The organism is Pseudomonas sp. GW821-FHT07G06 (genome assembly GCF_058986625.1).
On sequence record NZ_JBYSVW010000013.1, the window covers coordinates 172,209 to 197,106 of the forward strand.

Genomic DNA, 24,898 nt, shown 5'->3' on the forward strand with positions numbered 1-24,898 from the left:
GTTCTCGCGCCGTCGAGCGCGGGACAAACGCTGCCCCAGGAGTACCTTCAATGTCCGCTGTACACGTCGTCCGCTTTGAGTTTGAGAACGGTATCCACTGGGGCGTGCTGCGCCAAGACCGTATCACGATTGTCCCGGGCACTTTTGAGACCACGGGTGACTTCATCTGCCAGAACAGTATCGATGACCTCGCTCGACTCGAAGGTGCGCAGTTGGAGGCGCACGAGGTGAAGCTGCTGTCGCCGGTGACCCGCAATCAACAGTTCGTCTGCCAGGGGGCCAACTACCGGCAGCACATGATCGAGTCGGGCATGGACCCGGATGCGAAGAAATACAACATGATGTTCACCAAGGCGACCAGCTGCCTGGTGGCCGCAGACAGCGTCCTGATCAAGCCGCGCACCGTGCGCTTCCTTGACTATGAGATCGAGCTCGGGCTGGTGATGAAACGCGTAATCAGCGGCGCAGTGACCGTCAATGACGCCAACCTGCATGAGTTCGTTGCGGGGGTGGTCATTGTCAACGACTACTCGGCACGCGACATCCAGATCCCGCAGATGCAGTTCTACAAGGGCAAGAGCTTCCGTACTTTTGGCCCGGTCGGCCCGTATCTCTGCCTGCTGGGTGCCCAGGACATGCATTACCTGAAAGCCTTGCAGTTGCGCCTGACGGTCAACGGCGAAGTCCGACAAAGCGACAGCACGGCCAACCTCGTGTATGGCCCCGCTGAAACCCTGACCGAACTCTCCACCGTCCAGGATCTCGCCCCCGGCGACCTGATCGCCACCGGTACGCCTGCGGGATGCGCACTGACCATTCCTTCGCCGGCCAAACAGCGCATTGCAGCCCTGATGCCGGAAGCCACCAAATGGAAACTTTTCCTCAAGGCGCAGGAAGGGCGGACGCAGTATCTCAAGGCAGGCGACGTGGTCGAGGCGCGCATTCGCAGTGCCGATGGCGTGATCGACCTGGGTGTGCAGCGCAACCGAGTCGTAGAGGAGGCCTGAACATGATGGTGCGATCTCTGAGCGACATTGAAAGGATTGAGCAGGTCCCGCTGGCATTGCGTGGCCTGGCTTCAAGCACTTACGAAGCGCTGACCCGGACAGCCGAGCTTGGCCCCGATGCGCCGGCACTGAGTTTCTTCGCCGACGCTACCCGCTTCAGGAACACCCACCACTGGAGCTATGCCGAACTCGTCGCAGACATCACTCGCGCGGCGAATGCCTTCCACGACCTGGGCATTACCCCCGGTGAAGTGCTGGCCTTCATCCTGCCCAACCTGCCGGAAACCCACTTCACCATCTGGGGGGGTGAAGCGGCCGGTATCGTCATGGCGATCAATCCGCTGCAAGAGGCCAAGCAGATAGCGGCCTTGTTGCGGGCCGCGAACGCCAGCGTGGTGGTAACGCTCGCGCCGACTCCGGGCAGTGACTTGTGGCCCAAGCTGGCTTCGCAGCTGGATCAACTTCCCCGGATCAAGCACGTCGTGTGGGTTGGCATGGGGCCTTACGTTGATGTAACTCAGCGTGAATCCCTGGAGTCCCTGGCAAAGAAAGAACGTGAGTTGCACAGAGGCGCCACGATTCACGAATTGCGCACGCTGATGGACGCTCAGCCAGGCACGCACTTGAAGAGTGCCCGGCTGTTTCGCCCGGAGGATCGTTCCTCCTACTTCTGCACCGGCGGTACCACCGGGCTGCCCAAGATTGCGATGCGTACCCATGGGGCGGAGGTCTTCAACGCGTGGGCCATGGCCACGCACCTGCAACCACGCGGGAGTGGTCAGGTCATCTTTTGCGGGTTGCCGCTGTTCCATGTCAATGCACAGCTGGTGACCGGCCTGATGCCTTGGAGCCAAGGTGATCATGTCATCCTCGGCACGCCGCAGGGTTATCGCGGTGAGGGTGTGATGCCACGCTTCTGGGAGATGGTTGAGCACTTCGGCATCAACTTCTTCTCCGGTGTTCCAACCGTCTATTCCGCACTGTTGCAAAACGAGCTGGAAGGCCGCGACCTGTCCAGCCTTCGTTATGCCATGTGTGGTGCGGCGCCGATGCCGGTCGAACTTTTCCGGGCGTTCGAAGGCCGGACCGGGGTGAAGATCCTCGAAGGTTATGGACTCACTGAGGGCGCGTGCGTCTCCTCGGTCAACCCGCCCCATGGCGAACGCTACATCGGCTCCATCGGTATACGGATTGCCTATCAGGACATGCGCGCAGTCATGCTCGATGACGCTGGAGAGTATCTGCGCGACGCTGACTCCAACGAAACTGGTGTGATCACCATCACGGGCCCGAACCTGTTCGAGGGTTACGTTGAGGACAGCCATAACCGGGGTCTGTGGATTGAGATCAATGGTCAGCGCTGGCTGAACACGGGCGATCTGGGGCGGCAGGATGAAAATGGCTACTTCTGGCTGACCGGGCGCAAAAAGGAGCTGATTATCCGCGGCGGCCACAATATCGATCCCAAGCAAATCGAAGAGGCGCTGCAAGCCCACCCGGCGGTGGCGTTGGCGGCGGCCATCGGCAGCCCGGACGCCTATTCGGGCGAAGTGCCGGTCGCCTACGTGCAACTGCGACCAGGCCACGTCTGCAATATCGAAGAACTTGAGCAATTTGCTCAGCACCACATCAGCGAGCGGGCGGCCATTCCCAAGCGGATCGAAATCCTCGAAGCACTGCCATTGACGGCCGTTGGCAAAATCTTCAAGCCCGCCTTGCAGCAGCGCGAAGTGACCCGAGTCGTTCGGCAGGAAGTGCAACGCATGTGTCTGAAGGACATTGCGGTCGAGGTCATCCAGCATGAACAACGTGGGTTAGTCGCGTGCATCCGCGCCGGAACAGATCAAGCGTCTTTGGCCCTCCTTCTTGGTCGCTATAGCTTTCAAGTGGAGTGGCTCAAATGATCCCGGCTTCGTAAGTTCGGCGCCTCGGCCCTGGTAGTCGTCAGCCGGGGTCTTTCACAACGTCGATCAACGCCAACCGGCACTGCCAAGTGCACCGGAAGGCGAAGCTTTGCCTGCGCACCAATCAATAAAAACAATACGAGGTGGGAAATGAAACTGAGCAACCGTGCAACCCCGTGTCTCTCAGCTGTGCGAGAGGTGTCTTCCTGGATCAGATTCGCAGGTGCCGCGGTAATACTCAGCGTTTCAACAAGCGCAAGCGCCAATGGCATTGCCCTTAACGAACAAAGTGCAAGCAGTGCGGGAACTGCGTATGCGGGAAGGTCATCTTCCGCGCTGGATGCCAGCACTATCTTTGGAAACCCTGCAGGTTTGACCAAATTGAAACGTACCGAGATTTCCGGTGGAGCCGCGGTCGTCTCGGTGAGCGATGACATCAGTGATGCGCAGAGCAGTGCTCCGGGAACGAATAAAGGGGACTCGGTACCGTTGGGGGTCGTGCCCTTCGCCTATATGTCGACGCCGCTGGACGATCGATTTTCGATTGGCCTGGGTCTCTATGCTCCGAGTGGTCTGATCAATGATTACGAGAGCAGCTTTCAGGGGCGTTACCATGGTTCCTACAGCACGACCAAGGAAATAACCCTGCAGCCCACCGTTGCCTGGCGGATCAACGATTCCCTATCCATTGGTGGTGGACCGACCATCAACCGTTTCAATGCAAAACTTCAGAACTACCTGGCCACCGGCGCCCTGAACAACGGCGAGGACACACTGGTCACCATCAAAGGCGATGACACCGCACTTGGGTACAACGTCGGGGTTTTGTTTGACTTGAGTGATGCCACCCGTTGGGGGATTAACTATCACTCGAAGGTGGACTATGAGCTCGAAGGGCATACCGAGGTTTCCGGCTCCCCGAGCGTTGTCCCGCTTGACGGAAAGTATGACAACAAGATAGACCTCACGATGCCCGAGTCCGTGGACACGTCCATCACCCATCATTTCAACAGTCGCTGGACCGGCTACCTGGGGACCACCTGGAAGCGTTGGAGCCGGATCAAGAAGGTCGAGGCAGTCAACAGCGGTCTTACCCCATTGGGGCAGGCGGCGGGTCTGGGAAGTGTGACCGAAGAAATGAACTGGCGGGACACCTGGAGCACCGCCGTTGGCGCTTCCTGGCAATGGAACCAACAATGGCTGCTGCGCGCCGGCTACGCCTATGATCCTTCGCCCATCAGGAATGCCGATCGCAGCGTGCGCGTTCCGGTTGGCAATCGCCAGGCCGTGACCCTGGGAGGTGCTTATTCGCCGAGTCCGGATCTGACGATAGACTTTGCTTATGGTTATCTTTGGGATTCCAAAGTCTCGGTGAAGCAGTCGAACAACTCCGGTCTTCAACCGGAATACAGTGCCAACTACCGCAATAGTGCGAATGGCATTTCAGTGCAGGCAACCTATCGGTACTAAGCGACACCCGGTTCCTTGTTGTCGGTGCACCCTGGTCATTCGGGGGGCAGGGCGGAGCGTTCGATTTCGCCTTGCAGCAACGCCAGGGCCCGATCAAAGTCGAAGCGCTCAAGCTGCTGCGCTACCCGGCTCAGACGCCTGGCCAATGCATCATCGAGAGACAACTGCCGCAACTCATCAAGCGCTTCAAAGGCTGCGGTGTCACTCTCGGCCAATAACTGCCCGAGCCGAGTGAGCCGGTCACCGAGTTCCGCCTCGGCCTGCGGCGGCTTCGCCCCTGAAGCCGTTTTTTCCTCGGGCAACAGAGCCAGCGCGCTTAATACCGGTATCAAGCACCGCCTGACCTCGGTCAAGTGAGCTTGCACGCCATCGCTCGGCTCGCCAGCCCGGCACGCTTGCTCCAGCTGTGCTGCAGCCTGTGCCAGCGCCCTGGCGCCGATGTTCCCCGCGTTACCGTGCAGCGTGTGAGCCATTCGAACCGCCGCCGTCGGATCGGCGTCGGCGATTGCCGTTTCGAACTGTTCGACGAAGTTCTTCTGGGTTCCATGGAATGTGCGCAACAGTCGCAAGTAAAGGGCCGTCTTGCCCGAACAGGCGGCCAGCCCGGCGACCTGATCGATGCCTGCAAGCTCGGCGGGCAACTGTCCGGATGTCTCGGCAGCGGTCACCTCCCGCGCCCGGCCGCTACGCCCGGGCCGTGGCTTGATCCACCTGGCCAGCGTGGCGAACATGCCGACGACGTCCAATGGCTTGGACAGGTGGTCATTCATGCCGCAGGCCAGGGCGCGTTCGCGGTCCCCGGCCATGGCGTCGGCGGTCATGGCGATGATCGGCAACGCCGTGAAGTTCGTTTGCTGGCGAATCCTGCGGGTCGCGGTATAGCCGTCCATCACCGGCATCTGGCAGTCCATCAGCACACCGTCGAAATCGCTGTCCCGGGCCAAGCAGTCGAGTGCCTGTTGGCCATCGAATGCCAGCTCGAGCTCGATGCCTGCCTCTTGCAACAAGTCGCACGCCAGCTCCCGGTTCAGTTCGTTGTCCTCCACCAGCAGCAGGCGCGCACCCTTCAGGCGTGCCATGTTGTCAGCGCTCTGCTCGGTGCGCTCATGGGCGCGGGTAGCGGTTTGGGGCACTTTGCCGAACACTGTGCCTATGGCTTCGAGCAAGGTGGACGGAGTGACCGGCTTGGTCAGCACCACCGGCAGATGTACGTCCTGGTCCCTGGCCTGTTCAAGTAACTCCTCGCGATCAAGGGCGGTGACCATGATGACTGACGGTGTGCGTGCCAGGTTGGCGGAGCGCATCTGCCGGACCGTCTCCACCCCATCCATGCCCGGCATCCGCCAGTCCATCAGGACCAGGTCGAAAGGCAGCGCATCCTTCTCGGCCTGCGCCAGCATGCGCAGGGCCATGCGACCACTGTCGGCGACGTCCACTTCGACACCGAAGCTGTGCGCCATGCCCGAAAGAATTTCCCGCGCACTGGCGTTGTCATCGACCACCAGCACGCGGATGCCCAGCAGTTCATCGGCGGTGAACATGCGTCGCGCAGGAGCATCTGCCTGCATGCCCAGACTCACGCAAAAGTGAAACGTCGAACCGCTTCCCAGCACACTTTCGACCCAGATGCGGCCTCCCATCATCTCCACCAGACGCTTGGAAATCGCCAGGCCCAGGCCGGTCCCTCCGTACTTGCGAGTGGTGGAACTGTCGGCCTGGATGAAAGACTGAAAAATTCTCTGGCATTGCTCTTCGCTCATGCCAATGCCCGTGTCGCGCACCCAGAAATGCAACTCGACCTTGCCCTGGTCATTCCCGGTGCGCTCGATGCCCAGCACAATTTCACCCTGTTCCGTGAACTTCGTCGCGTTGTTGCCCAGGTTGGCCAGGACCTGGCCCAGCCGCAGCGGGTCGCCAATCAGTGCGGTCGGCAAATCGGCAACCGTGCTGTAGAGCAGCTCCAGGCCTTTATCCTCGGCCCTCAGGCCCACCACGTTGGTGAAGTTCTCCAGCACGTCTTCCAGGCGGAACGGAATACGCTCCAGATCCATCCTGCCGGCTTCGATCTTGGAGAAATCGAGGATGTCGTTGATGATCCCCAGCAGGTTCTCCGCCGAGCGATGCACCTTCACAATGTAGTTGCGTTGCCGGTTATCGAGGTCGGTGCGCAGCGCCAGGTGACTCATGCCGATAATGGCGTTCATCGGCGTGCGGATTTCATGGCTCATGTTGGCGAGGAATTCGCTCTTGGCCCGTGTCGCCTCTTCGGCGATCTCCCGGGCGTGCTGCACCAGCGCCTCGGCGGCCTTGCGGTCGGTGATGTCGTAATACCAACTGGCGCTGATGTTGCGCTCACCGAGTGTCAAGGGTACGGCCGAGAGCAAGACCTCGAAACGCTTGCCTCCATCGCACTGCAGGCTGGCCTCGAAGTTGAAAACCGCGCCCTTGGCGGCTGCGGCCAGGAAGCGCTCGTGTGCCTGTGCATCGCACCAGAAGCGACTTTCATCCATTTCGTCCAGTTGCTCGCGGCTGACGCCGAACAGGCCCTCCAGCTCCGGGTTGCAGTAACTCAGGCGGCCATCATCGCCTCGGATCAGCATGGCCACCGGACTGCTGTCCAATACCGCACGCAACTGCGTTTCGCTGGATTTGAGCGCCGCTTGCATCTGCCGCCGCTCGCTGACATCGCGAACCGAGGCGCAGATACAGGTGCCACGCCCCTCCAGAAGCGGCAAGTGCGACAGGCCGATCTCCACGGCAAACAGGCTGCCATCCTTGCGAACGCCTTTGAGGTCGTCCAGGTTCGCGCCCATCTGCCGGGTACTGCCATGGGCGATGAAGCCATTGCGCAACGACACATGCCGGCCGCGCGCCGCGTCAGGCACCAGCCGCTCGATGGTCTCGCCCACCAACTCTCCCGTGGCGTAACCGAACAGCGTGTCCAGTTGCGGGTTGGTCATCAGGATCTCGCCCTCGGCATTGATGACGATCATGCCGTCCGGTGCCGCCTCGAGGATCGCGCGATACCAGGCCTTGGTGGCACGCAACGCAGTCTGTTGTGCCTCCAGCTCCTTCGATTGCAACTCCAGGCGCAAGGCCTGCTGACCCATTTCGTCGGCCTGGCGCCGGGTCTCGCTCAGCAAGGATTGCACCGCCAGATGACGCTCCATCACCGCCATGGCACCGGCCAGGCGTGGCATGGCCTCCTGCAGCAGCGACTGTTCACGGGCCCCCAGCGGTTGATAGCCCGCCAGCTCGAGCATGCCGAGCAGACGCTCGCCACGCAAAACCGGCTGCACCAGCAGATAGCTGGCCGGCACTTCACCCAACTGCGAATGCAACCGTCCAAGCGGCTGCGTCAGCCCCTGCAATTCACGGGGCGCACGATCCAGCGCACATTGCCCTAGAAGGCCGGCTCCCAGAGCCACCGTCGGCGCCGGCGGGTAATCGGGATCGGTCGCGTAGCTGCCAATCAATTGCAGGCTTTCATCCTGCTCTTGCACGCTATAGAGCACGCCCCGGCAGATGCCGAGCATGCTCGCCATATGCCGCAAGAAAACCTGGGCCAGCTCCCGTGGCGTTTCCGCTTGTGGCAAGTCGGCCTGGAGTTGCTCGGTTTGCGCCTTGACCCAGCGTTGGCGCTCCAGTTGTTGCGACTCGGTTTGCAGCGTCGCGATTGCACGCGCCAGATCACCGGTTTCATTTTGCAGATCGGTATGGGGAATTGTTCCGTCCAGTCGGCCAGCAGTCAGCTCATCAACGGCGGCGCGCACCCGGTCAAGGGGCTGGCGAATCGAACGGCTGATCAACCAGCCCATCAACAACGCCAGTGTCAGGCCGCCCAGCAGCAATTGATAAGTGAGGCGGGTGCTGCGCCCGGCAAAGTCCGCGATCTGTTTGGCCGTGTCATGAATGGAGGCCTGTTTGATTCGCGCCATCTGTTTGAGCAAGTCGTCTCCCTGCTCATCCAGCCCCTGGAACTCGACGCTATTGATCAGCCGCAAGGCTTGCGCTTGATCTCCTGCACCGGCCAGCTCCAGTGCTGCCTCACCGTCGTGCAGCAAACGCTCCAGCAAAACCTCGAACAGGGCGAATCGCTCCAGGTTTTCCTGGCGCCAGAGGGTCGGTTGTACCTGCAGCAGCGCCACTTGAAGATGTTGTCGAGCCTCACCAAATTGCTCGACGCCCTTGATACGCTCATCTTCGCTATTGCTGCCGACGGCATGCTGCAATCCCTGCATGAGATGCGGCATCAGCACCCGCGCTTCCTGCAAGGGTTCGATGCCCGCCAACTCTTGTTGGTACAGCCTCTGCATATCCGTTTCCAGCAAATCCTGGGTACGCAGGCTCTGCACGCCGAGCACCAGGACCAGCGCCCCTAATGTCCCGAAGCCGAGGATCAGCTTGATACGAAGAGGCAGGCGTTCCAGCAGAGCGAGCACTCTGGTCATGGCAATTCCCGTTGATGACAAACCGGCGTGTTGACCGTTCAGGGTTTCTGGAGAGTGCGTTGCAGGTCGACCAGCCGGGCCATGTCCTGGTCGCTGTCCGCAAAGCGCTCGGCGATGACATGGAATTGCTCGGCGTTGGCAAGGAAGGCATCACAGACGTCTGGGTCGAAGTGGGTCGCGCGCCCCTGCCGAATGATCTCCACGGCCTGATCGTGCGGCATTCCAGCCTTGTACACACGACGACTGATCAGCGCGTCATAGACATCCGCCACCGCCATCAATCGGGCACTCATCGGGATTTCTTCGCCAACCAGTCCCTGCGGGTAGCCGCTGCCATCCCACTTTTCCTGGTGGCTGTAGGCGATTTCCTTGGCCGTGCGCAGAAAGTCCACCGAAAGGCCCAACTGATCCTCGGCACGCTGGATGGCATCGCGCCCCAGGGTGGTGTGGGTCTTCATGATCTCGAATTCTTCCGGGGTGAATCGCCCCGGTTTAAGCAGGATGTGGTCAGGAATGCCGATCTTGCCGATATCGTGCAGCGGTGCCGACCTGAACAGCTGCCGGATGCTGTCATCGTTCAGGAATGGACTGAAACGCGGATGATCGCGCAACAGTTCGGCCAGCAACCTGACGTAGTGTTGGGTACGACGGATGTGGTTGCCCGTCTCGTTGTCGCGGGTTTCGGCCAGCGAAGCCATGGCCTGGATCGTGACGTCCTGAATGGCTATGACCTCACGGGTGCGGCGCTGGACTTCCTGTTCAAGGAAGTCGTTCTGATCGCGAAGGAAGTCAGCCGCGGCCTTGATCTTCAGTTGGGTCTGCACCCGGGCCAGGACCAACGGCGGGCTGATCGGCTTGGTGATGTAGTCGACCGCGCCCAGCTCCAGGCCCTGGATTTCGTTTTCCATTGATGCCAGGGCAGTGAGAAAAATAATTGGAATCTGGCGGGTGCGCGGATCTTGCTGCAGCTGCCGGGCCACCTCATGACCCGACAGCCCCGGCATCATGATGTCGAGCAGGATCAGGTCCGGCAGCGGATTGTTTTGCAGCACGCGCAACGCCGCTTCGCCGCTGTTGGCGGCCTTGACCCGATACCTGTCCTTGAGCAGGTCGGTCATCAGCATCAAGTTGTCTGGCGTGTCATCGACCACCAGAACGGTGGCCGCAGGATAAACATCCTGTTCAATGCCCATGTCTTTTGGCTCCGCTGCCCTACGTAGGATTGCGCAAAGTCCCTCCATTGCAGACAAGCGTAGCTCTATTCATGGCAATTGCCGGGCATCGGCTCACCCACCCCCTGAAGGGCCTCTTGCTTACCCGAAGCCTGGCGGCATCAACGGCAGGTGGTGTCCGGTTCTTCTGGCGCGACTCCAAGGGGATAGAGCCGATCATCAAACTGACTCAAACGCGGGTACGCGAGGGGATGATCCTCGCCGATGTTTTCCAGGCGTTGGCGGTACCCCTTCAGGAAATCCTGTCGAGCTTCATCAGTGATGTACGGCACATGCCAGCCGACAAATGGCTGCAGCACGTCCATTCCGACATAGGCCAGGGTTCCGCGCAGCAGCGGGCGCAGCATGTCCTCCAACGGACCATGGATGGCGTTGTCGCCGAACATGTGTTCGCGCCCGCCCAGGGTCACGGTCACCAGGGCTTTCTTGCCGCGCAGGCCGCCCTGATCGTAGAAACGCTTGCCGCCGTAACAAATGCCGGATACCAGAACCCGATCGATCCAGCCCTTGAGGATGGCCGGCGTCGAGAACCAGTAAACCGGGAAGTTGAGGATCAGCAGGTCCGCCCACAACAGTTTGTCCAACTCTTGCTGGATATCGGCGGCGAGTGTCTGTTCTTTGCTGCTGCGTCGTTGCTCAAGTGCGTAGACCAGATACTCGGGGTTTTCCCGGGCGCGGAAATCCCCGGCACCGGCCACCGGATTCCAGTTCATTTCGTACAGGTCGGATACCCGGACCTGATGCCCTTGGGATTGCAGGGTCTCAACCGCTTGGTCGCGCAAGGCGGCGGTAAAGGATTTCGGCTCGGGATGGGCATGTACGATGAATACATTCATGGCGATTCCTTGAATTCGGGAGGGGCTGAGTGAAGCGCGCCGGTCAAAAGTAGGTGGGCCATGTGCGCATTTCGTGGCGCCCGATGCCGTTATTGATGGCGCGCCGCTGTGCCGCCAGTGCCTCGACGAGAAAACGACGGGTTTCTCCCGGCGCAATCACCTCGTGGGTGCCCAGCGCACCGGCCAGTGCAAAGGCCGAGGTGTCTTTTGAGAATTCCGCGTACAGGCGGTCGTAGCGCTCGGGATCCGACTCGCGCGTCACGTCATGCACGACGCTGACCGCCACGCCCGGGTCGACGAAGCTGACATCGGCCGAGCACCAGGCGGCCGACTGGTCGCTGTTGCGGCCACCGCCGAAATTCAGATAGGCCTGTCCGAAACTCTTGCGCACGATCACCGAGAGCTTGGGTACCGAGCACAGTTGTACGGCGTGGATCATGTTCATGATGTGCGCCGGTGCGCTGCGTTTCTCGCCTTCGATGCCCACGAGGAAGCCAGGCGTATCGACAAGAAACACCAGCGGAATGTTGAACGAGTCGCACAGGGCGATGAAGCCGGTGGCCTTGCGGCAGGCATCGGCGTCCAGCGCTCCGCCCTTGAATTGCGGATTGGAGGCGACGATCCCGATGCTGGCGCCTTCAAGGCGGGCGAGAGCGGTAACGACCGAGCGGCCGAATCGGTCCTTGAGCGCAAACAGGCTGTCGCGATCGACCAGCGTCGCCAGCAGCTTGCGCATGTCGTAGGTTTTGCTGCGCTCCACCGGGACGATGGTTTCCGGGCCCGACGGGTCGGGTCGATCCTCGGGCCCGCAGGGCAGGAGGGCGGGTGTCTCATTCGAGTGAGAGGGCAGGTAGCTGAGAAACTGCCGGATAGCGGTCAATGCTTCCTGGTCAGTGTTGACCACCCTGTCGGCCAACCCGGTGATTTCAGCATGCATGCGCCAGCCGCCGAGTTCTTCGGCGTCCGAGGATTCACCGATCGCCACGGAGGTGACTTTGGGGCTGGAGACGGCGAGCAATGCACCCTTGCGCATGACGGTGAAGTCCGCCAGGCACGAGTACCAGCTTGCCGATCCAAAACACGGGCCCAGTACTGCGCTGACCCACGGGGTTTCGCGGCGCCGGCAGTATTGCTGGGCGTCCTGGCCGGCACTGGCCATGCTCGCCGCGCCCATCGCGTCCTGCATGCGCTGGCCGGACGATTCGCCAAGAAAGATCAGGGGCATGCCATTGCGAGTGGCGCATTCCTTCATGTAAGCGATCTTGCGTGCATTGATCCATGAGGATGACGCGCCTTTGACCGTCATGTCGTTGGACACCACGGCCACCCGACGCGAATCGATGCGACCGAAACCGGTGATCTTGCCGTCCGCCGGCGTGCTGTCCCGGTCCTCGGGCCGGGAGGAGTGGGCGAGCATGCCGATTTCGCTGAACGACTGCGGGTCGAGCAGGCCCTCCAGTCGTTCGCGTGCATTGAGCACGCCAGCCTCGCGGCGCGCCTGGAGCTTGGCCTCGCCACCCATTTGCAGGGTGTTTTCGCGGCGGGCCTGCAGTTGCTGTTCCGGTGATGGGTGTTCGCAGGTCATCGTGAGGTCTCATTGGGAACTGTGACGGCACGTCCGGCGATTTCGCCGTGACGCAATGTGTGAAGGACTTGCGGCACTTCGTACAGACGGGCGCCATCGCGCCGGTCGAACAGACGAAGGGCCTGCAGGGTTCGGATCGGGATTGTCGTCTTCATGGTCGATCACCCTTTGCCAGAACCAGGGTCATGAACGCCGACATCAACAGCCCGCTGGACTGGACCAGGCAACTGCTGGCGTTGGCGACCTGGCGCCCGGCGCATTCACCACGCAGCTGACGCACGGATTCGATCATCAATTGCATGCCGAACTGGCCGGAATGGTTGAAGGCCAGCCCGCCGCCGGAGGTATTGACCGGCAATGCACCGCCGGGCGCGGCAATGCCGCTGCGCAAGAATGCGCCGGCCTGGCCGGGTGCGCAGAAACCCATGGCTTCGAGCGCGACGAGCACGTTGATGGTGAACGCATCGTAGATCTGCACCATGCTCAATTCGTCGCGCGCGATGCCGGACATGCAAAGCGCGCGCTCGGCGCAGTCCGCGATGACGCCAGGGGCGAGCCAGTCGGTCGAGCCCAGTGGCGTGACGTGGTGCCGGTAGGTATCGGCGAAACCGCGGATGTACACCGGCGGTTTCGCCAGCGTGCGTGCGCGGTCGGCTTTGGTGAGAACCAACGCACCGGCGCCGTCGCTGACCAGGCAAATATCGGCCTTGCGCAGCGGGTCCGAGATCAGCGGCGACGCCAGGTACTCCTCCATCGTCAGCGGTTTGCGCAGCGTCGCCTGAGGATTCAACTGTGCCCAGCGTCGTGCGTTGATCGCTACTTCGCCAAGGTCTTCCTCGCTTGCCTGGTAACGATGCAGATACTGCTGCGCGAGCATCGCGTACCAGCTGATCGGACTCAGTACACCGTAAGGCGCAACAAATTGTCCCGACGGCGAGCGCGGCTCGTTGATGACGCCGCCGCGATTGCGGCTCTGATCCAGTCGCTGGGTGCTGCCGTAGGTGACCAGCGCCACCGAGCACAACCCCGCCTCGATCGCGGCCATGGCGTGGATCAAATGGGTGAGCGGCGAGCCGCCGCCGACCACCGTGCTGTCGACATGACGTGGCGTGATGCCCAGGTACTCGCTCACCAGCAGCGCGTTGGCGCGGTCGTCCCAGTGCGCGAAAACCCCATCGACATCGGCCAGGGTGAGGCCGGCATCGAGCAGGGCGTCACGGGCCGAGCGGCATTGCAGCGACAGCGCGGTGTCGCCAGGCGCCGCCTTGCCAAGCCCGGCCTCACCGACACCGACGATGGCGTAGCGGCCCGCCAGGCGGGAAGGGTCGTTGCTCATGCTTGCGCCTCCTGGGCCACGAGTTGCGCGCGCACGTCTTTCTTCAATACCTTGCCGACCGGACTGCGCGGCAGGCTCTCCCAGAACAACACTTGCTTGGGGGTTTTCAGGCTGCCGAGTTTTTCGCGACAGATCGCGACGAATTCCTCGGCGGTCGCGCTGGCGCCGGCCTTGAGTTCGATCACGGCGATGACTTTCTCGCCCCAGTCGGCATCGGGCAGTCCGACCACCGCGCAATCCATCACCGCCGGATGCGCCCAGATCACTTGCTCGATCTCGCTCGGGTAAATATTGAAACCGCCGGAGATGATCATGTCCTTGGTGCGATCGACGATGTACAGATAGCCGCCTTCGTCGAACACGCCGATGTCGCCGGTGTGATGCCAGCCGAAGCGGCGGGCCTCGGCGTTGGCTTGCGGGTTGTCGTAGTAACCCGGCGCTACCAGTTCGCCACGGGCGACGATTTCGCCGCGTTCGCCAGGCTCGACGAAGCGTCCTTCTTCATCCATCAGCGCCACTTCGCAGGCGCCGGTGGGGCGACCGGCCGAGCCCAGGTGCTTGCCGTCGCGCATATGGTCTTCGCGAGTCAGCAGAGTGATCACCCCAGGCACTTCGGATTGACCGTAGGCCTGCATGAACACCGGTCCCCACAGGGCAATGCCCTCGCGCAGCTTGTCCACGGACATCGGCGCCGCGCCGTAGATCACGTATTCCAGCGAGGAGCAGTCGCGGGTCCGGGCATCCGGGTGTGACAGCAGTCGGTAGATCAGGGTTGGCGGCAGGAACAGGTGGGTAATGCGCTCGCGTTCGATGGTTTCCAGCACGACACCCGGATCGGCGGATGCTGCGATGACGTTGCGCGTGCCGAAAATCGACAGCGCCATGGCGGTCGCGCCGGCGGCGTGGGTCAGCGGTGCCACGACCAGATGCGCCGGGCTTTTCGCCGGTGGCATGAACTGGTTGCTGATGCGGTAGCAGGCCAGCAGCGCACGGTGGCTTTGCATGATCGCTTTCGGCCGGCCGGTGGTGCCGCCCGAGGATTTGATCAGGGCGGTGTCGTCCAGCGAATTGCGCACGGTGCAGCGCTGACCGGCGTGTTCGCGACACCAGTCGGCGATGCTCAAGCCGGCGATGGGCTGGTCCAGGCCGATCACCGTGGTCAGCGTCGGCACGCCTGCGCGGATGCGTTCGGCATGTTCGGCATACTGGGAATGCAGGACCAGCACCGACAGTTGGGTGAAGCTCATGAACCAGATCAGGCTGTCGATCGAGTCGCGGGCGTTGAGCGGCACGAAAGTCGCCCCCGCGCGCAACGCGCCGAGCATGGCGACGAAACCCAACGGGTGATTGGGTGCCAATACGCCGACATGGGCGGATCGCAGGCGCAGCAGGGACAGGGCATGACCGATCGCGTGGGATTCGGCTTGCACCTGGGCGTAGGTGAGGCTGAAGCCGGTGCCTTGCAGGCAGATGTTATCGGGATGGCGATTGGCGCCGGCATCGAAGTAGTCGGTGATCATTTCCATGGTGACGGCTAATCCAAAAGAGTGAACTGGGGCAGCGTGCAGGATTCGCTGACGGTTTCGAAACAGACCCTGACAGCGGCGCCGATCCGCACGCGCTCAAGGTCGGCGTCGAGGATGTTGGCGACCAGCCGGACGCCTTCATCGAGGTCGATCAGCGCGACGACATAAGGCAGCCGGGCCTCGAAGGCCGGCGACGGGGCAATGCGGCTGACCGTGAAGGAATAGATGCGCCCCTGGCCGCTGGCATCGATCCACTCGATGCGTTCGGACAGGCAGCCAATGCAGAACGCGCGCGGGTAGAACTGGCAGTTGCCGCAACTGGCGCAACGCTGGATGACCAATCGTTGCTCCTGCGCGGCCGCCCAGTAGGCGGCCGTTTCGGCGGTGGGCTGCGGCAGTGGTCGTGGCGGGATGGGAGTCGACATGGCAGCCTCAGTGAGTGCGCAATTCGAAACCGGCCATGGCGATATGCACATGACGTTGTTCCGGCAGCCTGGCCAGACCGGCGATCAGCTCGCTCAGCGGACGACGCACACTGAAGGTGTCGTCGATGACGGTCGGCACCAGACCGGTGATTTTTTCGTCGCCGTACATGGCCCGCAGCAGCAGTTCATCGTCCGACAGACCGGGGTAGCGGCGACGCAGCTCAGGGACCCTTGGCGCCAGCAGCGGTGGCTGCAGGGCGATTTCGCGGGAACCGTTGGCCAGCACACGATCCTTGACGTCGGGGTCCACCGGCAGTGGCAGGGCGCCGAAGTAGCCGCACACGTACTTTTTCACTTCATCCGGCACCACCTTGTAACGCTCGCCGCTCAGTACGTTCATCACCGCTTGCGCGGCGATCATCGCGGGGAAGGGCGTGGCCATCACCGGTGAACCGAGTTCGACACGAATGCGCGCGATCTCTTCGAGCACCACCGGCAGCTTGTCGGCGATGCCCGCCAGTTGCAGCTGCGATTGCAGGTTGGACATGGCGCCACCGGCGTACTGGGTAACGAAGTGCGCCGGGTCGTATTCCGCCGGAATGCCTACCGGGAAGCCGTTCTCTTCGGCAATCCCGGCGAGGTAGTCACCGATCTCGTCCGCCGCGCGGTCATCGAAGTCGACCTCGAAACCAATCTCGCGCAGGTTGCGCGCCAGCATCTGCGCCGATGGCCCGGCATTGCCGTTGGCCAACGGATCGATCGAGCACAGCAGCCGGTCGGCACCGTGTACGGCTGCTTCAAGTGCAACCAGCGAGCCGGTCGCGTTCAGGCAATGGGTGAGCACTTCCAGTGGTCGATCGCCGATCACGGCCTTGATCGCCGGCACAATGCTGCGCACCTGCTCCACTGTCATGCTGCCGCCGGCATCGCCGAAGGCAAAGGCATCGATGTCGAAGCGCTGGATGGCCTCCCGGGCCTTGGCGGCATAGAAAGGCGCGTCATAACCGGGTGCCAGGTTATAAATCAGCCCGATCGTGGTGGTGGCACCCAGGCGCTTGGCCGTGGCGATCGATGTCGTCAGGTTGTCCCAGCAATGCAGTGACTCAAGAAAGACAATATCGCGCGCGCCATTGGCGACCAGCCGTTCAATATACAGCTCGCTGAGGTCATCCGGCTCGGGGTAGAAGCTGCGCAACATATTGCTGCGCACCGCTGCACGCAGCGGTGTGTGGCGGATACGCTCGGACAACAGCCGTAGCCGTTCCAGTGGATTCTGGTTGAGGAACAGCACGCTGGCGTCGAATTGCACCAGCGCTACGGTTTCAATGGCATGGAAGCCCAGGGCATCCAGACGCTCGGCCATCGGCAGCATGTGCTCGGTGCGCATGCGCGTGGCCCACAGGCACTGGTGCGCGTCACGCAGGGTGGCATCGACCAGCTGGATACGGCGACGTTTGCCGGTGCGGATGAACTCCGCATTCACTTTTTCGCGTAGTTGATTCAGCACATGTCACCCCTTGCTGTGTTCGAGATGGATGGACAGGCCCGGGCCTGTGACACTCAGTACGGTGTAGGCGGGCCAGCGTTGCAGCAGCCCTTGGGTCAGGGCTTGCTCGGGGGTGCGGATTTCATACTCAAGCTTCTGGAAAGGCGGCAGTGCAGGGCAGCCGCAGATCAGGGCGGCCAACGCATCATCGGTGGACAGATTGATCGGACGGCACGGCGTCGCGACGGCGCCGATGCGTTGTTGCAGGCGGGTCAGTGACGTGTCAATCGGGCCGTAGCAGCCCTGCAGCCAGCGGCGCAAGGCGGGTTGCAGCGTGGCATAACGTGGTTCGGCATCCAGATGTTCGAGTGCCTGTCGTGCAATCGCTTGCGCGAAGGGCGGCAGCATCGGCGGGTTGCCCAGCTCCTGGCGTATGCGCGTGCACTCGCGGGCAAACCCGAACAGATCCGCCAGGCGGCCGCGCGAGCGCAAGGCCTGCATGGCGTCGGCGGCGATTTCGCCTGGCAGTTGATGTTCGTAAGGCGCCAGGTCGAATGCCCAGGGCTGGCTTTCGGGGAAACCTTGCTGATCCGCCACGGCGGCGAACTGGGCCTCGGCTTCTTTTATACGGTCCGGGTCCGGGGCTTGCAGCGACAGTTCGAGCAACGCCGCCGAGCGCACCAGCAGGGGCAACGCAGGCGTCGATGCACCATTGGCGACACAAGGCAGCGCGGCATCGAGGCGATCGATGCCCAGTCGGATCGCCTCCAGTGCAACCTGCGGGCCGAGTCCGGTGTGGCAGCGTGTGTGCAGATCCAGTGGCGTGCCATCCAGGCCATCGCGCAGTGCTGAAAGCAACCCGGGCAGGCGATCGACATGCAGCAAGCCGGCTTCGTCGCGCAACATGATGCGCTGTGCGCCGGTCTGGGCGAGTCGTGCAGCAGAGGCCGAATAGTGGGCATCGCTGTGCTCATGATCGTCGACATAGGGCAGGGCGGCGATGACGCTCAGGCCGTTGGCCAAGGCCATTTGCACAGCGCTGTCCAGACGCTGGAAATCCAGCTGCGGATCGATCAATACGACCTCACTGATGCCATGCCGGGCGAGCATTCGCAGCCAGGTGTTCAGTGCCTCGCCCGACAGCACATCGATATAGCCATGGGTCGCCAGCAGGTTCACCGTGGCGCGCAGCGGCGTGCCATTGGCGCGCTCGCGCAGCGCAGCAACGCGTTGCAGAGGGTTTTCCTCACGGCTGACGCACTGGGCGATCACCGCCGGGTTCAAGACTTCGATGGCGGCAAGACGCGCGTGCCCCAGCGAGTTCATCGTCCCCAGCAACATCGCGGTGCTGGCGGCACCGCCCCAGACGGCGGTCTGGCCGTCACTGAGGCTGACATCGACCAAAGTAGTCATGCTCATGCGCGCTCCCTGGCTTGTTTCAACGCCTGCTTGCGGGCCGGTACGAACACGTCTTCGACCCAGCGTGTAGTGACGCGGCCGGCGACGAAATCCGGATGATCGAGCACGGCGTGGTGGAAGCTGGCGGTGGTCGACAGGCCGACGACTTTCATGTCCTCCAGCGCCTTGCGCATCAGCACGATCGCCTCACCGCGCGTCGGCGCGTGCACGATCAGTTTGGCCAGCAGCGAGTCATAGAACGGCGGCACGGTGGCGCCGCTGAAGCAGTGGGTGTCGACGCGCACGCCCTGGCCCTTGGGTGCCAGCCACTCGCTCACCAGGCCGGGGCTGGGCAGGAAATTGCGGTCCGGGTCTTCGGCGTTGATCCGGCATTCGATGGCGTGACCGCTCAGCTTGACGTCGGCCTGAGTGAACGCCAGCGGCAGGCCGGCGGCGATGCGGATCTGCTCGGCCACCAGATCGAAGCCGGTGATCATTTCCGTCACCGGGTGCTCGACCTGGATGCGGGTATTCATTTCCAGGAAATAGAACCTGCCGTCGCGGTCATCGACCACGAATTCGATGGTACCCGCGCCGAAGTAACCGACGTTTTTCGCCAGACGCACGGCGCATTCACCCATTTGCTCGCGGGTTTGCGCGGCGAGGCTGGGAGAGGGGGCTTCCTCGATCAACTTCTGGTGGCGACGCTGGGTCGAGCACTCGCGTTCGCCCAGGTGCACCACGTTGCCGTGGCGATCGCCCATGATCTGGATTTCGATATGCCGCGCCAGCTCGATGAACTTCTCGACGTACAGGGTCGGATCGCCAAAGGCCGCTTGTGCTTCCGAAGAAGCCGAGCGGAATGCGGCCTCGGCCTCTTCATCGCTGCGCACGATGCGCATGCCACGCCCGCCGCCACCGGCGGTGGCCTTGAACAGCACCGGGTAGCCGATTGCGCTGGCGATGCCGCGTGCGGTCTCGGCATCGGCCACCGCATCGGAACCGGGGACGCGCGGCACTTCGGCTTTTTCCGCCAGACCGACGGCGGTGATCTTGTCGCCCATCGAATCGATGATCTGTGCCGATGGACCGATGAACACCAGCCCGGCGTCTTCGCAGGCCTGGGCGAAATGCGAGCGTTCGGACAGGAAGCCATAGCCGGGGTGGATGGCGTCGCAGCGATGCTCCAGCGCCGTACGGACCAGCAACTCGGCGCACAAATAGCTTTGCGCGGCGGGCGGCGGGCCAATGATCACGTACTGGTCGGCCAGGCGGGCGGCCAGGCTGTCGCTGTCGGCTTCGGACACCGCCGCCACCGATTCGATACCCAGGGTTTTGCAGGCTCGCACGATGCGTACGGCGATTTCGCCACGGTTGGCGATCAGGACCCGACGAATGTCACGGGTTGCCACGGGAATGCTGCTCATCAACGAGCCTCCGGTTCAATAATCATCAAGATCTGGTCGCGCTGAACCATCTGCAGGTCCTGGGCGACGATGCGCACCACACGGCCCTTCACCGGGGAGGCGAGGGTGTTGAAGAGCTTCATGGCTTCCACCAGGCACAGCGGCGCGCCGGTTTCCACCAGGGTGTTTTCTTCAACGAACGACGCTTGGTCGGGGCTGGGTTTGCGATAGAAGGTGCCCATCATGGTCGCCCGCACGGCCACCTGGCCCTCGGCGATTTCAGGCTCGCTCGCGGCCACCGCAGGGGCAGCGGCCGATGCGGTTGTTGCCGGCGCAGCGCCTTGGGCAGGCGCCAGCGAGCGCTGGATCGTGCCGGATTTGCTGGCGGTCAGCGTGGTGTCACCGACGCGGACTTCAAGGAAGTCCAGATGGGTCGTGTGATCCAGGATCTCCAGGATTCTTCGTGCTTCTTTATGTGTGAGCGACATGCCTCGGCCTCTTGTTGTTCGAATTGCCTGGTCGGATAAAAACATCGAAACGTAGGATTGTCAACAATCGTACAATCATGTAATTTGCAGTTCGTGAGCCAAGGCGTTCGCACAGCGCTGGATACAAAAAGCGTAGCCCGCGACGGCCAGAGGCCTGGCGATTTCAGAAAACAGTGGTGTTTTGGAGGGGGCGAGAATGAGTACAATCGCGGTTAAGTCGGATGTCGCGGGTACGGTGTGGCAGATTCATGTCCGCGAAGGCGACATCGTTGAAGAAGATCAGACCCTGGTCATCATGGAGTCCATGAAGATGGAGATCCCGTTGATGGCGCTCGAGTCGGGTCGAGTAGTGAGTGTCCTCGTTGCCGAAGGCGACGTAGTGAAAGACGGCCAGGATGTTTTGCTGATGGAGTGCGATTGAAGTCTATGTCAATGAATGCAGGTTCGGCGTCGGCCGCCAAGGGCGGTAGTGCAATAGGTATCACGCGGGCCGGTCGCCAGCGCGTTCTGACGATGCCGGAGCAGATTGCCGAGAGCATTACGCTGGCGATTCTGCGCGGTGAATACGGGCCGGGCGATTCGGTGCGTGAGCAGGAGCTGGCCGATCACTTCCAGGTCAGCCGTGGTCCGATCCGCGAAGCCCTGCGCATTCTCGAGAAGGTCGGCGTCGTGACCATCGTGCCGCAGCGTGGCGCGCATGTGACTTCATTGAGCAGGCAGGAAATCGACAACCTGTTCGAGATCCGCGCCGTGCTGGCCGGATTGCTGGCCAAGTACCTGGTCGATCTCGATGCAGCGGTCGTCAACCAGATGGACGCCATCGTCACCCGGCTTGAACTGATCGCCGGGCAAGCCGATGCACTGGACGAGTATGCCCAGGGCAGTTATCGCCTGAGCACGGTGTTGTTTCAGTCCTGCGGCAACAAGCAGTTGGCAGAATTGATGGGTGCACTGGCGATCCAGACCGCACGCTACACCCGCTTGGGCTTGCGCTCACCGGAGCGTCGCCAGGCTTCCGCCGTTTATTGGCGCGGGTTGGTCGAGGCACTTGGGCAGAACAACAGTAGCGCCGCCGGCAACCTGATGGTCGAGCTGATCAACGCTTCCCATCAAGCGGCATTGAACCACTTGGAATAACCGTACACAGGGGGCACAACACTCCCTAGTGCTGTGTCTAATTGTCGACAATAAGACAAAATATCATGACAAAAAAACGCACCGCAGGACTCATGCTCAGTTGGGCAGCCCGGCAACACCGCGGCCGCACCTCGCTGATCTTCGGCAACACGGCACTGACTTACGACGAGGTGGAGGCGGGCAGTAACCGTCTCGCCCACGCCCTGATTTCCCTTGGCTTGCAAGTGGGGGAGCGCGTCGCCGTGTTGCTCGACAATTCGCCTGAAGCGATAGAAAGCGTTTTCGCTGCAGAGAAGGCCGGCCTGGTCTACGTGGCGCTCAACGCCCGGCATACCCTCGCCGAGCAAATCGCGATCCTCGACGACGCCGGCGCGAGCCTGCTGGTGGCGGGGCCGGAATTTCGCGAGATCAGCCTGGGGGTCATGGGGCGCGTCGAGAGTCTGCGTCATGTCATGGCGCTCGACTGGCAGGCACCGCAGGTGCTGGATTACCGCCAGCAACTCGCCTCGATGCCGGCCTGTGCGCCCAACGTCCAGGTGTCGCCCGACGCCTTGCTGCGTATCGCCTATACCTCCGGCACGACCGGCAAACCCAAGGGCGTCACCTATACGGTCAAGCGTTGGTACGAGCGCCTGACCAACCATTTCTACGCCATGGAATACAGCCTGGGCGTGACCGATGCGATGTTGCACGTCGGTCCCTTGACCCATGCTGCCGGCGTGCACCTGTTGCCGTGCTACTTGCGGGGTGCGCGCAACGTGATCCTGGAGAAGTTCGAGCCGTTGGAAACGCTGCAACAAATCGAACGCCACCGCATCACGCAAATGATGTGCGTGCCGACCATGCTCACGCGCTTGCTCGACACCCTCGACAGCGGGGTCGCGGCCGATCTGTCGTCGCTGCGGTGCATCCATTACGGGACCGCGCCGACTTCCGTCGACCTGATCCGCCGGGCCATGGCGCGATTCGGCCCGGTGATGCGCCAGCAGTACGGAATGACCGAGGCCGTGCAGCCGCTGGCGGTGCTGTATCCGTACGAACATGCAGAGGATGGCGTGCTGCGCTCCTGCGGCAAACCGACTGCCAACGTGCAGATCACGGTGCGCGACGCCCAGGGTGTAGAGAGGGCGGTGGGGGAAATCGGCGAGATCGCCATCGCCACCGACGGCATCGGCGAAGTGGCGTTCTGGCGCCGTCCCGATCTGGAAGCCGAGGCGATCCGCGATGGCTGGTACTACTCGGGCGATCTGGGCTACCTCGACGAGCAGGGCTTCCTTTATATCGTCGGGCGCAACAAGGACATGATCATTTCCGGTGGCTTCAACGTCTATGCGCGGGAAGTCGAGGACGCCCTGGAAAGCCATCCGCAGGTGCTCGAAGTCGCGGTGCTCGGATTGCCCGATGCGGAGTGGGGCGAGCGCATCGCAGCGTTCGTCGTGCGCCGCGAAGGCACCAGCGTCGACAACGAAGCTCTCGGCATTCACTGCGCCGCACTGATCGCCGGCTACAAGAAACCGCGCCTGATCGAGTTCGTCGACGCCCTGCCGCGCAACAACGCCGGCAAGGTGGTTAAAAACATTCTGCGCGACGACTATCTCGCGCGCCTGCAGAGGAAATCGTCATGAGCACGCCTGTTGCCCCTGAATGGTCCCGGGAACTCGCCGACATCCGCGCTCGCCGCGAAGTTGCCTATGCATTGGGCGGCCCGGAAGCAGTGGAGAAGCATCATGCCCAGGGCAAGCTCACGGCGCGTGAACGCATCGGCCACCTGCTCGATGGCGAAAGCTTCGAGGAATTCGGCATCCTCGCCGGTGCCGTGAAATACACGGCCGAGGGCAAGATCGCTTCCGCCACACCGAGCACGGCGGTGGTTGGCGTGGGCAAGATCGAGCAGCGACGCACGGTGGTCGCGGCGGATGACTTCACCATTCGCGGCGGATCGTCGGAGGCGGCGGTCGCGGAAAAGTGGATCTACGCCGACCGTTATGCCTGGGAATACAAGCTGCCGATCATTCGCATGATCGACAGCGCCGGCGGCAGTGTGAAGCTGCTCGACAAGCTCGGCCACACCAAGATTCCGGGTTATGCCTTGCTGCCGATCACCAACCTGCTGGGCGCCGTGCCCGTTGTCGGTATCGCCCACGGGGCTTGTGCCGGACTGGGTGCGCTGCGGGTCGCCGCTTCGCATCTGTCGATCATGGTGCGCGGCCAGAGCCAGGTGTTCGCGGCCGGCCCGCCGGTGGTGAAGCAGGCGTTCGGCGTCGATATCGACAAGAACGACCTCGGCGGATACGACCAGGTGCATCGCCACAGCGGCATGATCAACCTCGCGGCCAACAGCGACGCCGAGGCGCTGGACCTGGCCAAGCGCTTCCTGTCATTCCTGCCGGGCAATGTCTGGGAGCAGCCACCGCGTGCAGCATCGACCGATTCCCCCGGTCGCCGCGACGCCTGGCTCAACGATGCGATTCCCCATGACCGGCGCAAGATCTTCAACCCGCACAAGATCCTCAAGTCGCTGGTGGACAAGGACAGCCTGTTCGAGATGTCCCCGGATTTCGGCGCGTCGACCATCACCGCGTTCGCCCGTCTCGACGGCTACCCGGTCGGGATCATCTGCAACAACCCGCGGGTCGGCGGCGGTGCGCTGACCCGTGCGGCGGCGCTCAAGCAGACCCGTTTCATCGACCTGTGCGACACCTTTCATCTGCCGATCATCTACCTCGTCGACCAGCCCGGGGTGATGACCGGCCAGGAAGCCGAGATGCAAGGCACGCTGATTGCGGCGATGCAGGCAGTACATGCGATCGAACAGGCGAGCGTGCCGGTCATCACCATTGTGCTGCGCCGCTGTGTCGGCCTCGCCGGCGCCATGGTCAGCCCCTGGCACGGCCCGACGGGCACCGCCTTGCCGCACCGCTTTGCCTGGCCTTCGGCGCAGTGGGGCTCGATCCCGATCGAGGGTGGCGTGGCCGCCGCCTACAAGCAGGAAATCGCTGCGGCGGACGACCCGTTGGCCCGGCGCAAGGAACTGGAGGCGCATTACCAGGCCCTGGCTTCACCGCTGCGTACCGCCGAGCGTTTTGGCGTGATCGACATCATCGAGCCGGACAGCACGCGTCCATTGCTGTGCAACTGGGTGGGTGACGCGTATCGCATCACCGCACTTTCCCTGGGGCCGAAGCGGCGGACCATGCGCTAGTCCTGGCGG

19 protein-coding genes are annotated in these 24,898 nt (G+C 62.4%); 7 read left to right on the plus strand and 12 right to left on the minus strand.

Going from position 1 to position 24,898, the window contains the following annotated elements; translation table 11 throughout:
- Positions 1-50 precede the first annotated feature (50 nt).
- The 3 genes from AC3WJW_RS21905 (at position 51) to AC3WJW_RS21915 (ending at position 4,381) form a co-directional block, all read left to right on the plus strand.
- On the plus strand, positions 51-1,007 hold the full coding sequence (locus AC3WJW_RS21905) for a fumarylacetoacetate hydrolase family protein (RefSeq protein ID WP_493727358.1): 957 nt from the start codon (positions 51-53) through the stop codon (positions 1,005-1,007).
- A 2-nt stretch (positions 1,008-1,009) separates the two neighbouring features.
- On the plus strand, positions 1,010-2,911 hold the full coding sequence (locus tag AC3WJW_RS21910) for an acyl-CoA synthetase (RefSeq protein ID WP_493727359.1): 1,902 nt from the start codon (positions 1,010-1,012) through the stop codon (positions 2,909-2,911).
- A 150-nt stretch (positions 2,912-3,061) separates the two neighbouring features.
- The gene (locus tag AC3WJW_RS21915; protein WP_493727360.1) at positions 3,062-4,381 is read left to right on the plus strand and encodes an OmpP1/FadL family transporter; all 1,320 of its coding nucleotides are present in this window, start codon (positions 3,062-3,064) and stop codon (positions 4,379-4,381) included.
- A gap of 35 nt (positions 4,382-4,416) precedes the next feature.
- On the opposite strand, the gene AC3WJW_RS21920 is transcribed toward AC3WJW_RS21915, so the two are convergent.
- The 12 genes from AC3WJW_RS21920 to AC3WJW_RS21975 all read right to left on the minus strand — a co-directional run bounded on the left by AC3WJW_RS21920 (position 4,417) and on the right by AC3WJW_RS21975 (position 20,550).
- Positions 4,417-8,832, minus strand: coding sequence for a response regulator (locus AC3WJW_RS21920; RefSeq protein WP_493727361.1), 4,416 nt, complete (start codon positions 8,830-8,832; stop codon positions 4,417-4,419).
- Positions 8,833-8,870: 38 nt separating this feature from the next.
- Complete coding sequence (locus tag AC3WJW_RS21925; protein ID WP_493727362.1) at positions 8,871-10,025, minus strand: response regulator; 1,155 nt, start codon at positions 10,023-10,025, stop codon at positions 8,871-8,873.
- Positions 10,026-10,165: 140 nt separating this feature from the next.
- Complete coding sequence (locus tag AC3WJW_RS21930; RefSeq protein WP_493727363.1) at positions 10,166-10,900, minus strand: NAD(P)H-dependent oxidoreductase; 735 nt, start codon at positions 10,898-10,900, stop codon at positions 10,166-10,168.
- Positions 10,901-10,943: 43 nt separating this feature from the next.
- Positions 10,944-12,485 (minus strand): acyl-CoA carboxylase subunit beta, encoded by a 1,542-nt coding sequence (locus AC3WJW_RS21935; protein ID WP_493727364.1) that lies wholly within the window; start codon positions 12,483-12,485, stop codon positions 10,944-10,946.
- Positions 12,482-12,640 (minus strand): hypothetical protein, encoded by a 159-nt coding sequence (locus AC3WJW_RS21940; protein ID WP_493727365.1) that lies wholly within the window; start codon positions 12,638-12,640, stop codon positions 12,482-12,484. The genes AC3WJW_RS21935 and AC3WJW_RS21940 overlap by 4 nt, the downstream gene beginning before the upstream one ends.
- Complete coding sequence (locus tag AC3WJW_RS21945; protein ID WP_493727366.1) at positions 12,637-13,821, minus strand: thiolase C-terminal domain-containing protein; 1,185 nt, start codon at positions 13,819-13,821, stop codon at positions 12,637-12,639. The genes AC3WJW_RS21940 and AC3WJW_RS21945 overlap by 4 nt, the downstream gene beginning before the upstream one ends.
- A complete protein-coding gene (locus AC3WJW_RS21950) occupies positions 13,818-15,347 on the minus strand; it encodes an AMP-binding protein (protein WP_493727367.1) in 1,530 nt (509 codons plus the stop codon). The genes AC3WJW_RS21945 and AC3WJW_RS21950 overlap by 4 nt, the downstream gene beginning before the upstream one ends.
- A gap of 8 nt (positions 15,348-15,355) precedes the next feature.
- Complete coding sequence (locus AC3WJW_RS21955; protein ID WP_493727368.1) at positions 15,356-15,772, minus strand: Zn-ribbon domain-containing OB-fold protein; 417 nt, start codon at positions 15,770-15,772, stop codon at positions 15,356-15,358.
- Between the two features lie 7 nt (positions 15,773-15,779).
- On the minus strand, positions 15,780-17,279 hold the full coding sequence (locus AC3WJW_RS21960) for a hypothetical protein (RefSeq protein WP_493727369.1): 1,500 nt from the start codon (positions 17,277-17,279) through the stop codon (positions 15,780-15,782).
- A 3-nt stretch (positions 17,280-17,282) separates the two neighbouring features.
- A complete protein-coding gene (locus AC3WJW_RS21965) occupies positions 17,283-18,677 on the minus strand; it encodes an acetyl-CoA carboxylase biotin carboxylase subunit family protein (RefSeq protein WP_493727370.1) in 1,395 nt (464 codons plus the stop codon).
- On the minus strand, positions 18,674-20,083 hold the full coding sequence (gene accC / locus AC3WJW_RS21970) for an acetyl-CoA carboxylase biotin carboxylase subunit (RefSeq protein WP_493727371.1): 1,410 nt from the start codon (positions 20,081-20,083) through the stop codon (positions 18,674-18,676). Before accC ends, AC3WJW_RS21965 begins: the two co-directional genes overlap by 4 nt.
- Positions 20,083-20,550: an acetyl-CoA carboxylase biotin carboxyl carrier protein gene (locus tag AC3WJW_RS21975; RefSeq protein WP_493727372.1), complete on the minus strand. Its 468-nt coding sequence runs from the start codon at positions 20,548-20,550 to the stop codon at positions 20,083-20,085. The genes accC and AC3WJW_RS21975 overlap by 1 nt, the downstream gene beginning before the upstream one ends.
- Positions 20,551-20,746: 196 nt before the next feature.
- On the opposite strand from AC3WJW_RS21975, the gene AC3WJW_RS21980 reads away from it, so the two are divergent.
- The 4 genes from AC3WJW_RS21980 (at position 20,747) to AC3WJW_RS21995 (ending at position 24,889) form a co-directional block, all read left to right on the plus strand.
- Positions 20,747-20,971 carry an acyl-CoA carboxylase biotin carboxyl carrier protein subunit gene (locus AC3WJW_RS21980; RefSeq protein ID WP_102699883.1) on the plus strand — a complete coding sequence of 75 codons (225 nt, stop codon included), beginning with the start codon at positions 20,747-20,749 and terminating at the stop codon, positions 20,969-20,971.
- Between the two features lie 5 nt (positions 20,972-20,976).
- On the plus strand, positions 20,977-21,687 hold the full coding sequence (locus AC3WJW_RS21985; protein ID WP_102699884.1) for a GntR family transcriptional regulator: 711 nt from the start codon (positions 20,977-20,979) through the stop codon (positions 21,685-21,687).
- 65 nt (positions 21,688-21,752) lie between these two features.
- Complete coding sequence (locus AC3WJW_RS21990; RefSeq protein ID WP_493727373.1) at positions 21,753-23,312, plus strand: class I adenylate-forming enzyme family protein; 1,560 nt, start codon at positions 21,753-21,755, stop codon at positions 23,310-23,312.
- Positions 23,309-24,889: an acyl-CoA carboxylase subunit beta gene (locus tag AC3WJW_RS21995; RefSeq protein ID WP_126045445.1), complete on the plus strand. Its 1,581-nt coding sequence runs from the start codon at positions 23,309-23,311 to the stop codon at positions 24,887-24,889. Before AC3WJW_RS21990 ends, AC3WJW_RS21995 begins: the two co-directional genes overlap by 4 nt.
- Positions 24,890-24,898: the final 9 nt, after the last annotated feature.